General features: G+C 70.4%; 13 protein-coding genes. 7 read left to right on the top strand and 6 right to left on the bottom strand.

The window, feature by feature from the left end; all coding sequences use genetic code 11:
• Nucleotides 1-49 precede the first annotated feature (49 nt).
• Complete coding sequence (locus NGR01S_RS02810; RefSeq protein ID WP_063034590.1) at nt 50-751, bottom strand: histidine phosphatase family protein; 702 nt, start codon at nt 749-751, stop codon at nt 50-52.
• Between the two features lie 58 nt (nt 752-809).
• Nucleotides 810-1760 (bottom strand): undecaprenyl-diphosphate phosphatase, encoded by a 951-nt coding sequence (locus tag NGR01S_RS02815; RefSeq protein WP_245664407.1) that lies wholly within the window; start codon nt 1758-1760, stop codon nt 810-812.
• Nucleotides 1761-2076: 316 nt separating this feature from the next.
• Here NGR01S_RS02815 and NGR01S_RS02820 point away from each other — a divergent pair, with 316 nt between their 5' ends.
• The 4 genes from NGR01S_RS02820 (at nt 2077) to NGR01S_RS02835 (ending at nt 6171) form a co-directional block, all read left to right on the top strand.
• The gene (locus NGR01S_RS02820; RefSeq protein WP_063034592.1) at nt 2077-3051 is read left to right on the top strand and encodes an aldo/keto reductase; all 975 of its coding nucleotides are present in this window, start codon (nt 2077-2079) and stop codon (nt 3049-3051) included.
• 51 nt (nt 3052-3102) lie between these two features.
• The gene (locus NGR01S_RS02825; protein WP_063034593.1) at nt 3103-4137 is read left to right on the top strand and encodes a heme/hemin ABC transporter substrate-binding protein; all 1035 of its coding nucleotides are present in this window, start codon (nt 3103-3105) and stop codon (nt 4135-4137) included.
• A 70-nt stretch (nt 4138-4207) separates the two neighbouring features.
• Complete coding sequence (locus NGR01S_RS02830; protein ID WP_063034594.1) at nt 4208-5290, top strand: FecCD family ABC transporter permease; 1083 nt, start codon at nt 4208-4210, stop codon at nt 5288-5290.
• Nucleotides 5287-6171 (top strand): heme ABC transporter ATP-binding protein, encoded by an 885-nt coding sequence (locus NGR01S_RS02835; RefSeq protein WP_084480305.1) that lies wholly within the window; start codon nt 5287-5289, stop codon nt 6169-6171. The genes NGR01S_RS02830 and NGR01S_RS02835 overlap by 4 nt, the downstream gene beginning before the upstream one ends.
• Before the next feature lie 3 nt (nt 6172-6174).
• Here the strand turns inward: NGR01S_RS02835 and NGR01S_RS02840 are convergent, their stop codons facing one another.
• The 3 genes from NGR01S_RS02840 to NGR01S_RS02850 all read right to left on the bottom strand — a co-directional run bounded on the left by NGR01S_RS02840 (nt 6175) and on the right by NGR01S_RS02850 (nt 9233).
• Nucleotides 6175-8295, bottom strand: coding sequence for an MMPL family transporter (locus NGR01S_RS02840; protein ID WP_063034595.1), 2121 nt, complete (start codon nt 8293-8295; stop codon nt 6175-6177).
• Nucleotides 8296-8301: 6 nt separating this feature from the next.
• Complete coding sequence (locus NGR01S_RS02845) at nt 8302-8811, bottom strand: WKL family lipoprotein (protein WP_063034930.1); 510 nt, start codon at nt 8809-8811, stop codon at nt 8302-8304.
• A gap of 71 nt (nt 8812-8882) precedes the next feature.
• Nucleotides 8883-9233: a hypothetical protein gene (locus NGR01S_RS02850; protein ID WP_063034596.1), complete on the bottom strand. Its 351-nt coding sequence runs from the start codon at nt 9231-9233 to the stop codon at nt 8883-8885.
• 125 nt (nt 9234-9358) lie between these two features.
• Between NGR01S_RS02850 and NGR01S_RS02855 the strand changes: the two genes are divergently transcribed.
• The 3 genes from NGR01S_RS02855 to NGR01S_RS02865 are packed head-to-tail and all read left to right on the top strand — an operon-like array spanning nt 9359 to nt 11774.
• Complete coding sequence (locus NGR01S_RS02855) at nt 9359-10426, top strand: hypothetical protein (protein ID WP_218020704.1); 1068 nt, start codon at nt 9359-9361, stop codon at nt 10424-10426.
• A complete protein-coding gene (locus tag NGR01S_RS02860) occupies nt 10426-10692 on the top strand; it encodes a DUF5703 family protein (RefSeq protein ID WP_063034597.1) in 267 nt (88 codons plus the stop codon). The genes NGR01S_RS02855 and NGR01S_RS02860 overlap by 1 nt, the downstream gene beginning before the upstream one ends.
• 5 nt (nt 10693-10697) lie before the next feature.
• A complete protein-coding gene (locus NGR01S_RS02865; RefSeq protein ID WP_063034932.1) occupies nt 10698-11774 on the top strand; it encodes a quinone-dependent dihydroorotate dehydrogenase in 1077 nt (358 codons plus the stop codon).
• 13 nt (nt 11775-11787) lie between these two features.
• Here NGR01S_RS02865 and NGR01S_RS02870 read toward each other — a convergent pair whose 3' ends face one another.
• On the bottom strand, nt 11788-12168 hold the full coding sequence (locus NGR01S_RS02870; protein ID WP_174551651.1) for a hypothetical protein: 381 nt from the start codon (nt 12166-12168) through the stop codon (nt 11788-11790).
• Nucleotides 12169-12879: the final 711 nt, after the last annotated feature.

The raw sequence follows: 12879 nt of genomic DNA on the forward strand, positions 1-12879 counted from the left end.
GCCCGATGCCGCCGAGAGGTGGCGCGTTCGCCGGTATCGGGCATACCCATTATCCGTCTTTCCTTCCTGCCCCGATCTCCCCACCGGGCACGGGTCCGGATGTGCCGGACGCGGCCTTCGGCGCGGGCGCCAGACCGGACAGGTCCGCACCGGTGTCGTTCATCCGGGTGACGAACGGCGCGGTGCGGGTGTAGCGGACAACGCTGAGCGAGGCGGGCTCGACCATGATGCGCTGGAATCCGTCGAGATGGATGCCGAGCGCGTCCGCGAGCACCGCCTTGATCACATCACCATGGGTGCACGCCACCCACAACTGGTCCCCGTCGTGCAGTTCGGCCAGGGCGCGATCGTGTTCGCGGATCGCCGACACCGCCCGTGCCTGTACCTGTGCCAGCCCCTCGCCGCCGGGGAACACCGCCGCCGAGGCATGCCGCTGCACCACCTGCCACAGCGGCTCCTGCAGCAGATCCTGGATCCGGCGTCCGGTCCATTCGCCGTAATCGACCTCGGCGAGGCGGTCGTCGACCACCGGTTCCAGACCGAGTTCGGCGGCCAGCGGCGACACGGTGCGCTGGCAGCGCAGCAGCGGCGAGGTCACGATCCGCGAAATCGGCAGGCCCGCGAGCCGGTCTGCGACGGTCCGGGCCTGCTCGCCGCCACGGTCGGTGAGTTCCACACCGGAACTGCGGCCGGCGAGAGTGCCGCCGGTATTGGAGGTCGACACACCGTGTCGCAGCAGGATCACCGTCATGCGGCCAGCCTAATGGGCGCGGTCGGTAGGAACTCGGCGGCAGCGTCGTCTGTGCCGGTCATGTGGCCGAAACGACCCCGCCCGCGAGCAGACCGATGATCACGACGCCGAGCACGATCCGGTAGCCGACGAACCAGTAGAGCGAATGCTTCGCCACGAACCGCAGCAGCCACGCCACCGACGCGTAACCCACCGCGAACGACACCAGGGTCGCCACCAGCAACTGGGCACCCGAGGCGTTGAGCCCCTCCCCCGCGGGCTCGAAAGCGTCGGGGAGACTGAACAGTCCGGACGCGGTGACCGCCGGGATCGCCAGCAGGAACGAGAACCGCACCGCCGCCTCCCGTTCCAACCCGAGGAACAGTCCCGCACTGGAGGTCGCGCCCGACCGGGACACCCCGGGGATCAACGCCAGGCACTGCGCGAAGCCCATCACCAGTCCGTCGCGGGTGGTGAGTTGTTCCAGCGGCCGCTGTTTCGGGCCGAAATGTTCGGCCGCGGCGATGACCAGCGCGAAAACGATCAGCATGATCGCCACGAGCCACAGATTCCGGGCGCCGGTGCGGATCTGGTCCTTGAAGACCAGCCCCAGCACGCCGATCGGGATGGTGGCGATGATCACATACCAGCCCATCCGGTAATCGAGTTCGCGCTGCGCTTCGGCACCCGGGTCGTATCCGGCCGGGCCGCTCCCGGTGACCACCGGAAGTTTCGTGGTGACCATCTCGCTGACCGGTACGTTCTCCCGGGACCGCGCAGTGAGCTTCTCGAACACCGTGGTGCACCACACCCGCACGATGCGCCAGATGTCCTTGGCGAAGAACAACAACACCGCGGCCTCGGTACCGAGCTGGGTCACCGCGGTGAACGACGCGCCCGCATCCTCACCGAAGAACAACGAGGACACGATTCGTAGATGCCCCGACGACGACACCGGCAGGAACTCCGTCAGGCCCTGCACCAACCCGAGCACCAACGCCTGCACCCAGGTCATCGACTCGCCAACCACACATCCTCCTGTACAACGCCGAAAACCCGCTCCGCCTCCGGTCTTACGGCACCCCGGCCGCACCGGGCACGGCGACGACCGGCAGCGACCCTACAGTGCCCGCCCCAGGGCCCGCGCGGCGGCCGCCGCTGGGGCGGACACGCCGAGCGGACCGTTCGTCCCGGACCGCCACCACGCGAACACGCTCTAGGCTGGGCACCGTGAGGATTTGTCGAACCGTGCAGTGGCTGCCGGGCATGAGCGAGGGCCGTCCGTGGTCACGCTTCGCTACCGCCTCCGGGCCCGACCCGCTCATACCGGACACGGAGACTCGGTGATGGAACAGCGCACCATCGGCCGCAGTGGGCTGCGGGTTTCCCGGATCGGACTGGCCACCCATACCTGGGGCAGCCATACCGACCCCGATACCGCCGCCGCGCAACTGATCGCGTTCGCCGAATGTGGCGGCACCCTCGTCGACACCTCCCCCGCCTATGCCGGCGGGGCCGCGCAACGGATCCTCGCCGACCTGCTCGGCGACCTGGTGTCGCGCGACGAGCTCGTCCTGTGCGCCGGCGCGGGTCTGGTACCGCATTTCCCGTCGCTGCCCGCGGGCAGCGAACCGCCGCCGCCCGGGCAGGCCCGGGTCACCGTCGACTGCTCGCGCCGCAGCCTGCTGCGGCAGCTGGACCGCACGCTGCTGGAACTGGGCACCGACCATCTGGACCTCTGGCAGATCACCGCTTGGGACGCGAGCACCCCGCTCGACGAGATCGCCGCGACCCTGGAATACGCCATCACCTCGGGGCGTACCCGCTACGCCGGGGTCCGCGGCTTCACCGCCTGGCAGCTGGCCAGTCTGGCCGCGGTCAGCCCGGTCACCGCCGTACAGACCCCGTACTCGCTGCTCACCCGGGGCGCGGAGGACGATACGGCACCGGCCGCCGCACACCACGGCGCGGGCCTGGTGGCCACCGCCCCGCTGGCGGGCGGCATTCTCACCGGGAAGTACCGGAACGGCGTTCCGGCGGACTCCCGGGCCGCCGACGAGGCCACCGCCGCCGAAATCCGTGGCCGCCTCGACGACGACCGCGCCACCGCCGTGGTCGACGCGCTGGTCACCGCCGCCGACGGGCTGGCAACTTCCCCGCTGGCGGTCGCGCTGGCCTGGGTGCGGGACCGTCCCGGGGTCGCGAGCATGCTCGTCGGGGCCCGCGATATGGGTCAGCTCACCGGGGTGCTGGCCGCCGAAACGCTGGAACTGCCGCGGGCGATCGCCGCCGCCCTCGACGATGTGAGCTCCACCCCGTAGTGCGGGGGCGGGCGCGCACCGGACACACCCGCACGGATTAGCCTTGCCTTCATGAGGTATCACCGGGTCCGCTCCGGACGGGCGCGCGCACTGCTGGCAGGACTCGCGGCGGCCCTGCTCGTCCTCACCGCCGCCTGCGACAGCCCCGAACCCGCCGGCGCCACCACCCGGCAGGGCCCGGCCACCGCGGTCCTCGGCGACCTGGACCCGGTACCGATCACTCCGCCGCCCACTCCGGTCCTGCCGGCCACCGTCCGCTCCTTCGACGGCACCGATGTCACGGTCACCGATGCGAGCCGGATCGTCGCCGCCGACCGGTACGGCACCCTCGCCCAGATCATCTGGGCGCTGGGCCTGGGCGGGAACATGGTCGGTCGCAGCACCGCGGCGTCGTTCCCCGCTGTCGCGCAACTGCCGAATGTCACCGGCGGCAACGGCGCGCTGAACGTGGAGTCGATTCTGGCGTTGCGGCCCAGTGTTTTCCTCACCGACACCACCAGCGCGTCCCCGGCGGTCCGGGAACAGTTACGCGCCACCGGGATCACCGTCGTCTACTTCGACCCGGAACGCACTATGGAGGGGGTGGTCCCGCAGATCGAGGCGGTCGCCGCCGCCCTCGGTGTGCCACAGCGCGGTCAGGAGCTCGGTCGCCGCACCAGCGACGAGATCGCGGCCGCCGCCGCGGTACCTTCCCCGGATCCGCGGCTGCGGATCGCGTTCCTGTACCTGCGCTCCAGCGCCATCACCATGCTCGCCGGGCCCGGCTCCGGCGCCGACGCGCTCATTGCCGCGCTCGGCGCCGAGGACGCCGGTCAGCAGGCCGGGCTGACCGAACCGTTCACCGCCATCACCAGCGAAGCCATGATCGCGGCCGCCCCGGATGTACTGCTGGTCATGACCGACGGGATGAAATCGCTCGGCGGAGTCGACGGAATCGTCCGGATCCCCGGGATCGCGCAGACACCGGCGGGCCGCGACAAGCGGATCGTCGATATGTCCGACGCGGTGCTGCTGTCGTTCGGGCCCAACACCGGCCGAGTCATCTCCGCGCTGTCCGACGCGGTGTACGGCCGGCCCCGGGCATGAGTGAGTCGGGCCGGGGGGCGGCCGCCCGACGTAACCACGGCGGGCCCTGGACCGTGCCGTTGGCTGCCGCATGACCGTCGACCTGGAGAAACCGGCCGCGCCCCCGCGCACCGGTCACCCACGCCGGCGCGCGGTCCTCGCCTTCACCGTCGCGGCCGTGGCACTGGTGGTGCTGGCCCTGGCCTCCGCCGCCATCGGGCAGGTCCCCACCACGCCCGCCGAGGTCGCCGGGAGCGTCGCGCACCGGATCGGCCTGGGCTGGGGCTCACTGCCAGCCCACCCGGCCGGGGAGGTCACGCTGTGGGAGGTCCGGTTCCCGCGTGTGGTCCTGGCGATCCTGGTGGGCGCGGCACTGGCCACCGCCGGAGCGCTGCTCCAGGGCGTGTTCGCCAATCCACTGGCCGAACCGGGCGTCATCGGGGTCTCCTCGGGTGCGGCGGTGGGCGCCGGGACGGTGATCGTGTTCGGCGGGGCCTTCGTGGCCGCCTGGTCGGTCGCGGCGGCCGCGTTCACCGCCGGACTGATCACCACCGCGCTGGTGTACATGCTGTCACGGGCGAACGGCCGCACCGAAGTCGTGACGCTGGTACTCACCGGTGTCGCGATCAACGCGTTCGCCGGTGGGCTCATCGCCTTTCTACTGTTCGTCGCCTCGCCCGCGGCACGCGACCAGATCGTGTTCTGGCAGCTCGGCAGCCTCAACGGCGCCACCTGGGACGCGGTGACGGTCGTCGCTATCCTGACCGCCGCGGGGATCGCCGCCGCGGTACTCGTCGCGCCACGGCTGGACCTGCTCGCGCTCGGTGAATCCGCGGCCCGCCATCTCGGTGTCGACGTGGAGCGGCTGCGGCGCACAGTGATCGTGATCGTCGCCGTGCTGACCACCGCGGGGGTGGCCTTCACCGGCATCATCCTGTTCGTCGGCCTGATCGTGCCGCATGTGGTGCGGATGGTCGTCGGCCCCGGCCACCGGGCCCTGGTCCCGGTCAGCGCGGTCACCGGCGCGGTGGTGCTCCTGGGTGCCGATGTCGCCGCCCGCTCACTCGTCGACAATGCCGACCTGCCACTGGGCATGCTCACCTCGCTCATCGGCGCCCCGTTCTTCTTCTGGCTGCTGCGCCGCACCCGCGCCCGGGCGGGAGGCTGGGCATGACCGCGGCGGAGACCACGACCCTGCGCTACGGGCTCAGCGGGCTGCTGCGGCGCGGTCATGCCCTGCCCGGCGCCCCGGAAACGGGCTGCGTCACCCTGCGCGCCCGGGGAGTCACCCTGGACCGGCACGGGGGCGGCGGCGGAACACGGCGGGTACTCGACGGCGTCGATTTCGAGGTCGCCGCCGGTGAGGTCGTGGCCCTGGTGGGGCCCAACGGCGCCGGGAAATCCACCCTGCTCGCGGTACTCGCCGGAGAACTGGATCCCGGGCGGGGCAGCGTCGAACTCGACGGTCGCCCGCTCGACCGGTGGACCCCCATCGATATGGCCCGCCGCCGCGCGGTGCTGCCGCAGTCGCATACGGTCGGGTTCCCGTTCAGCGCCGCGGAAGTGGTCGCCATGGGGCGCGCGCCCTGGCAGCGCACCCCGCACGCCGGCCGCGACGACGAGATCGTCGCGGCCGCGATGGCCGCCACCGACAGTACCCACCTCGCCGGCCGGGCATTCCCGAGCCTGTCCGGTGGGGAACGGGCCCGCGTCGCACTGGCCCGGGTCCTGGCCCAGGACACCGCGACCCTGCTGCTGGACGAACCCACCGCCGCACTGGACCTGGGGCATCAGGAAGCCGTGCTCGCCCTCGCCGCGGACCGCGCCGCGGCCGGCGCCGCGGTGGTGGTCGTCCTGCACGACCTGGCATCCGCCGCCGCCTACGCCGATCGTGTCGCGGTACTGGACGACGGCCGTCTCGCGGCCGCCGGGCCACCGCGCGAGGTCCTCACCGGCGAGTTGCTCAGCCGCATCTACCGATACCCGGTCGAAGTCCTCGACCACCCGGGTACCGGTGCGCAGCTGGTGCTGCCCGCCCGCCCGGCACGCGGCTGAGGTTCATTGCGGCCGAAGGGCGCGTGATCGCGGCCGCCAGACGAGTTTCAGCACGGCCGGGGTGAGCAGCATCCGGATGACCGTGGCGTCCAACACCAGGGCCGCGATCATGCCGTAGGCGATGTACTTCATCATCACCAGCTCCGAGAAACCGAATGCGCCGGTCACCACGATGAGGATCGCCGCCGCCGAGGTGATCACCCCACCGGTGTGCGCGATCCCGTACCGGATGGCCTCCGGTGGGTCGGCTCCCGCAGCCCGCGCCTCCACCACCCGCGACAGCAGGAACACCTCGTAGTCGGTCGACAGCCCGAACACCACCGTCACGATCAGCACCAGCACCGCGAACATCAACGGCCCGGGCGTGAAGTCGAACAGCCGCGCCCCGTGCCCCTCGACGAAGATCCAGGTCAGGATGCCGAGCGTGGCGCCCAGGCTCAACGCCGACATCGCCACCGCTTTCACCGCCAGGATCAGTGACCGGAACGCCGCGTACATCAGCGCCAACGCCGCCGCCACCAGCACGGCCGCCAGCAACGGCAACCCGTCGAGCAGGCCGTGGATACTGTCGCGTTCCAGCGCCGGCACCCCCGCCACCAGCACCCGCACACCGTCGGGTTCCTCGATACCGCGCAGCACCGCGATCGCGGTATCGGCGGCCCGATCGTCGACCAGCCCCGCCTGCAGCACATTGATCCCGTCGCGGGTGGGTGCGGCGGGCTCGAACGGACCCGTCAGCCCGGGGGTGGCATTGGCCTGCAGGCGGATATCGCTCAGCTGGGATGCATCGGCGCCGGTCACGACCAGGCGCAGCGGTTCGGTGCGGAAACCCGGGAACAGCGCGTCGAACTTCTCCTGCGCCATCCGCGCCGGGTTGTCCTGCGCCAGATACTTCTCGCTCAGACCCCCGAACTCGATATGCCGGAACGGCACCATCAGCAGCAGCAGTCCCAGCACCACCGTAACGATCACCGCCCACGGCCGGGCCATCGACCACCCCGCCAGCCGGGAGAACATTCCGCGATCGATCTCGGCCTCGCTGCTGGCCCGCGCGAACCGCCGCCACTGCCACAGATCGATCCGCGGGCCCGCGATCGCCAGCAGCGCCGGCAGTGCGGTCACCGACAGCACTGCCGCCAGCAGCACCGAACTGATTCCGCCGTAGGGCACCGACCGCAGTACACCGTTCGGGAAGATCAGCAGCGCGCCCAGGCTCACCGCGATGATCGCCGCCGAGAACAGCACCGTGCGACCCGCGGTGGCAACCGTCCGCGCCACCGCCTCCTCCACACCGCGGCCGGCGGCCAGTTCCTCCCGGAACCGGGTGACCGTGAACAGGCCGTAGTCGATCGCCAGGCCCAGACTCACCAGCGTCACCACGGCACTGGCGAAGACATTCACTTCGATATAGCCGGTGAGCAGGCGCATGATGCCCTGGGTGCCCAGGATCGTCATGCCGCCGATCAATACCGGAAGTACGGCGGCCACGACTCCGCCGAATACGAAGTACAGCAGGATCGCCACCAGTGGCAGGGCGATCATCTCGGCCCGCCGGATATCGTCCTGCATCCCGGTGTTGATGCCCTCCACCACCGGCTGCAGGCCGGCCGCCTCCACCGTCGTACCGGCAGGCCCGGTACCGGGGCCGCCGGCCGCCAATTCGCCGATGATCGCCTGGTAGTTGTCGACGGTCGCCGAACCTTCGCCCCGCAGACCGATGCTGGCGAACGCGTGGGTGCGGGAATCATCGGCGAACTGCCCCGACAGGGCGCTGTCCCAGTAGCTGTCGATCCGCAGCACCCGGTCCGGATGGTCACGCAGCAGCCCGGCCAGCTGGGCGGTCACCGCCGCCCGGACCTCCGGATCGTCCACGGTGCGCCCCGGCGGCGCGGTGTACAGGGCGATCACATCGCTGTCGGTGTCCCGGCCGAAGGTCGCGTCGGCCAGTTTCGAGGCGGCGACCGATTCACTCGACTCGTCGAACCACCCCTCCTGGGTCAACCGGTCCGCGAGATCCCGGCCGTACAGGCCCGATACCGCCACCAGGGCCAGGAAGACCATGAGCACCGCGATCCGGTGCCGGTACACGAACCGGCCCCACCGCTGGGGTCCCACCGCGCGCATCGCCGCCTAACCGCACGCCGCGGTTCGGTAATCGGCCGAACGCAGGATCCCGCACAGATCGGTCCGCGACAGCTTCCAGGCGCCGTCGAGATAGATGAAGTGCACCACGGTGGTGCGGACAGCGGTACCGGAGCCGTCCTTGTCCAGTCGTAGCGTCGCGGTCACCGTACCGTCGTGGTTGTCGAACACCGGATCGGTCACCCCGTACACGGCCCGCGGATTGTCCTGCAGCGCCTTGTACATATCGGGGATCGCCTGCGCGAACGCTTTCCCGTCCTCGATCAGCGCGGTCCGCTCCGAATCCGGCAGAGCCGGATCCAGGGCCCGTTTTATCTGCCCGTCCAGTTCGGCGGCCGTCGGGAGCGAGCGGGACGCGAGTTCCCGTGAGGTCGCCGCCGCGGACGAGGACAACGCGGCCTTCGCCGAGGATCGCGCCGCCGCCACCGCCTCCTCGTCGACCCCGGAACCACAAGCGGTCACCGAAACGGCCGCCGTGAGCAGAATAACAAGTGACATAAATCCGATGCGCGCGCCGTGCACCAGCCGGAAAACAGATGTGTACCGCATCACATAATGAATACCATCATTCACTGCATACCTTCGATCACCGACCCGATCCTGGCCAGCAACGCCCGCACGGTCGGAACATTACGTCCTCGCGGCGGCGGCTCGGCGGCAGGGAGCAGATCACGGACCAGTGCCACCACACTGCGGCTGTCGTCGAGGTCGGTGTCGGTCACATGGGTTTCCGCGACGGCCACCACATCCTCGGGTCCGGGCACCGCCTCGGGAGGGAGGTCGGGCCGATAGACCTCCAGGCGCAGCGTCGCCCGCACCGTGCGGAACGCGAACGACCGCCCGTCACCGGTCCGACCGAATCCGTGCGCGAAAGGGCCCGTGGTCACCTCGTCGGCGGAAAAACCCGGCACCTCGTGCATCGTCAACTCCTGACCTCCGCACCCTCTGATCCGTACGTTAACCCGGCCCCCACCGGAGCCCGGCTGCCGACACCCCACATACCCCGATGGCACCGTCGCCAACCCCGTCGTGATCAGATATTCGAATGCAGCATCGGTCGTTTCCGGACACAGAGCACCGGGTCCGGCGCCGGAGACCACGCGGTACCGTCGCCGCGATACTGCTCACCGCCGCCGTCGCGCTGACCGGCTGTTCGGGCGGCGGCGAGCCCGGTGCCGGCGACGTACCCACCCGTGAACCGGCGACACCGGCGGTTTCCCCACCGGTCACCACCGCTCCCGCCGGGCAGGTCCATCCGGCCCCGACCGCGCTCACCGCCCTCGTCGGCGACCCGGGCCGCGGCAACCTCGCCGGTCTCGATCCCACCGGGACCACACTCACTGTGTTCACCCCGGCCACCGAACCGCCCACCACCCATGAGGTGCGACTACCCGCCCCGGCCACCGCGATCGCCGCCGGCACCACCGGGGAGATCCTCGCGGCCGCCGACGGTGCGATCCTGCGCGTCGATACCGCGACCCGCGCCGTCACCCGCATCCCCGTCGACGGCGAGCTGCACAGTGTGCGCTCCCGTCCGGACGGCACCCTGATCGCCGGCACCGGCGACGGGCGGGTGCTCTTCCTCGACCGGGAGGGCCGCGTCCAGCGGACCGTGTCCGGTCTGGTGTCCGCCGACGCCATCGCCCTCACCGGCGACACCCTCACCGTCCTGGACCGCCGACAGACCCTCCTCACCGAGATCGCAGCCGGTGACGAACGACTCGGGCTCGCGCTCCGGGCCGGAGCCGGGGCCGCGAACCTCGTGGAAGCGACCTACGACCGGGTCGTGGTCACCGATCCCGACAGCGGCCAGCTCCTGGTGTTCACCACCGATCCACTCGTGCTGCGTCAGCGCTACCCGGTAGGATCGTCGCCTTACGCACTCGCCTACGACCGGCATTCCGACACCGTATGGGTGACGTGCACGCAGAGCAACGAGATCGTCGGCTACGACCTGTCGACGGGGACACCGCGGGAGGTGGGCCGGTATCCGACGATCCGGCAGCCGAACGCGGTGACCGCCGACGAGACGACCGGCGATCTCTACATCGGCTCAGCGACCGAACCGGGTCTGCAGCGCATCCCCGCGGACCAGCGCAAGAGAGGGCAGTGATGGCATCCACTCGACGTGCAGCGACCTCGCGCACCACGCTCCCGGCCACCTGGGAGACCACCAGCGACGACTACGAGTACGTGCCGCTGCGCCTGCCGCCGGATGTCACCCGGGTCACCGCCTCGATGCGGCTGGCGATCCAGGCCGAATACGGCGGCTGGGAACTCTCCCGGGTCCGCGCCTACACCGACGGCAGCCGCCGCGTCCTGCTGCGCCGCCGCAAAACCGCGACGACGAGCCCCGCGGGGCACTCTGTGGAGCTATGAGCGTGCTGTATCGGTTACTGCTGCGAGTCATGTTCCTGGTCCCGCCGGAACGCATCCACCGCCTCGTGTTCGGGGTGATCCGCGCGGCCACCGCGCTCGCCCCCACCCGGGCACTGCTGCACCGGTTGTTCGGTGTGGACGATCCCATCCTGCGGACCACGGTGTTCGGGGTGGAATTCGCCGCCCCGCTCGGTATGGCCGCCGGATTCGACAAAGACGCGACCGGAGTCGACGCCTGGGGCGCACTCGGCTTCGGCTTCGCCGAGATCGGGACCGTCACCGCCGCCGCCCAGCCCGGTAACCCGCAACCCCGCCTGTTCCGGCTGCCCGACGACCGGGCCCTGATCAACCGGATGGGCTTCAACAATCACGGTGCCGCGGCCGCGGCCGCCCGGCTGCACGGACGGAAGACCACCGTGCCGATCGGCGCGAATATCGGCAAGACCAAGGTGGTCGACGCCGCCCAGGCCGCCGAGGACTACGCCACCAGCGCCCGGCTGCTGGGCCCGCTCGCCGATTTCGTGGTCGTCAATGTCAGTTCGCCCAACACCCCGGGGCTGCGGGATCTCCAGGCCGTGGAATCACTGCGCCCGGTCCTCGCCGCCGTGCTCGACAGCGTGCGGGTGCCGGTACTGGTGAAGATCGCCCCCGACCTGTCCGACGAGGACATCGACGCGGCCGCCGATCTGGCGGTGGAACTCGGCGTGGCCGGCATCGTCGCCACCAACACCACCATCGGCCGCACCGGCCTCGCCAGCGACCCCGCCGAGGTCGCCGCGATCGGGGCCGGTGGACTGTCCGGCCCCCCGGTCGCCGACCGCTCGCTGGAAGTGCTGCGACGGCTGTACGCCCGGGTCGGCGACCGGCTGGTGCTGGTCTCGGTGGGCGGGATCGAAACCCCTGATCAGGCATGGGAACGAATTCTCGCCGGGGCTTCGCTCCTGCAGGGCTACACCGGCTTCATCTACGGCGGTCCGCTGTGGACCCGGAACATCCACCGGGGAATCGCGGCGCGGCTGCGGGCCGGCGGCTATCGCAGCCTGGCCGACGCCGTGGGCGCCGGCCACGCCGCGCACCGCTGAGCGGACCGGACACTCACGCGGCGGAACCGCTGCGGAGGGCGCCGGGGCCGCCCCGGTGCGAGACCGCGCCCGCCGGTAGCCGATCGTGCAGGAACCGCGCCTCCAGTATCCGGGCCTCCACCCGGTTGGCCAGCAACACGACCACCTGCTCCCATACCAGCCCGAGCTGCTCCACCGATTCGGCGGCGCGGGTCAGCGCTGTCTCGTCGGATACCAACCCGGGATCGGACAGGGTCTCGTCCACGGACATACCGGCATAGGCCTGTTCGAACGACAGGTCGCGGTCAGGCAGCCAGCTCAGCCGCCACCACGAACCGTGCCGGGTCTGCACGCGTTCGGCGAATTCGGGGGAGATACCGCTGGTCATCAGCCAGTCGGTGATGTGGATGGTCACAGCTGCCTCCTCAGGGGGCTCGGCACCGAGACCGGGCCGGTGAAACGGCCGGCACGGCATCGCCGCCGTCGGGAATGTGGATCAGGACACGCTCGGCGCATCTACACAGAAGATGGCTCGGGGTCCGCGCCAGCTCGATCCATACCTCGCCGCGCCTCGTAACGACGTCCTCTGACCAGGGATTTCCTCACTGCGATCACCAGGCCCTCCCGTCCTCTGGATCGAGGGAAAACTGTCTTCCAAGTCTGTCATTTGACGGTCTACCGGTCAATGCAGATGTCAAACGCCCTTTGCACTATGGTTATTGCCATTAGCGAGGGTGCTGAAACCCCGAGCGGCGACGGACCAGCTGAAAGGCGTGCCACATGGTTCCTCACGACGACACGGCAATCGTCGCGATCCGCAATATCCTCACCCGGCTCTGCAAACGCTCCGGCCTCAGCTTGGAGCGGCTGCGAACAACCGAAATCGATATACGCCCCCTCCTCGACCTCCCTGCGGTCAGGCGATACGCGGAAGACCACGACACCACCCGGCCCCAAGCCGTCCTCCCGGTCGTACGCGAACACGCCCGCCGGTTGCCGCCCACTCACCGTGTGATCACGGACGCCGAATTGTCCCTCGGGCTCCTGGAGGGAGAAGGGCACGATATCGATCGCGCGGCGCTCTACTCCCAGGACCTCGGTGCACGCCGTGAATACCTCTCGGCGC

This window comes from Nocardia grenadensis NBRC 108939, assembly GCF_001613445.1.
Lineage (GTDB): Bacteria > Actinomycetota > Actinomycetes > Mycobacteriales > Mycobacteriaceae > Nocardia > Nocardia grenadensis.

What these genes read in the sequence shown, in the direction of transcription:
- NGR01S_RS02810 (WP_063034590.1), bottom strand. Translation starts at nt 751, where the DNA reads ATGACGGTGATCCTGCTGCGACACGGTGTGTCGACCTCCAATACCGGC.
- NGR01S_RS02820 (WP_063034592.1), top strand. Translation starts at nt 2,077, where the DNA reads ATGGAACAGCGCACCATCGGCCGCAGTGGGCTGCGGGTTTCCCGGATC.
- NGR01S_RS02825 (WP_063034593.1), top strand. Translation starts at nt 3,103, where the DNA reads ATGAGGTATCACCGGGTCCGCTCCGGACGGGCGCGCGCACTGCTGGCA.
- NGR01S_RS02830 (WP_063034594.1), top strand. Translation starts at nt 4,208, where the DNA reads ATGACCGTCGACCTGGAGAAACCGGCCGCGCCCCCGCGCACCGGTCAC.
- NGR01S_RS02835 (WP_084480305.1), top strand. Translation starts at nt 5,287, where the DNA reads ATGACCGCGGCGGAGACCACGACCCTGCGCTACGGGCTCAGCGGGCTG.
- NGR01S_RS02840 (WP_063034595.1), bottom strand. Translation starts at nt 8,295, where the DNA reads ATGCGCGCGGTGGGACCCCAGCGGTGGGGCCGGTTCGTGTACCGGCAC.
- NGR01S_RS02845 (WP_063034930.1), bottom strand. Translation starts at nt 8,811, where the DNA reads ATGTCACTTGTTATTCTGCTCACGGCGGCCGTTTCGGTGACCGCTTGT.
- NGR01S_RS02850 (WP_063034596.1), bottom strand. Translation starts at nt 9,233, where the DNA reads ATGCACGAGGTGCCGGGTTTTTCCGCCGACGAGGTGACCACGGGCCCT.
- NGR01S_RS02855 (WP_218020704.1), top strand. Translation starts at nt 9,359, where the DNA reads ATGCAGCATCGGTCGTTTCCGGACACAGAGCACCGGGTCCGGCGCCGG.
- NGR01S_RS02860 (WP_063034597.1), top strand. Translation starts at nt 10,426, where the DNA reads ATGGCATCCACTCGACGTGCAGCGACCTCGCGCACCACGCTCCCGGCC.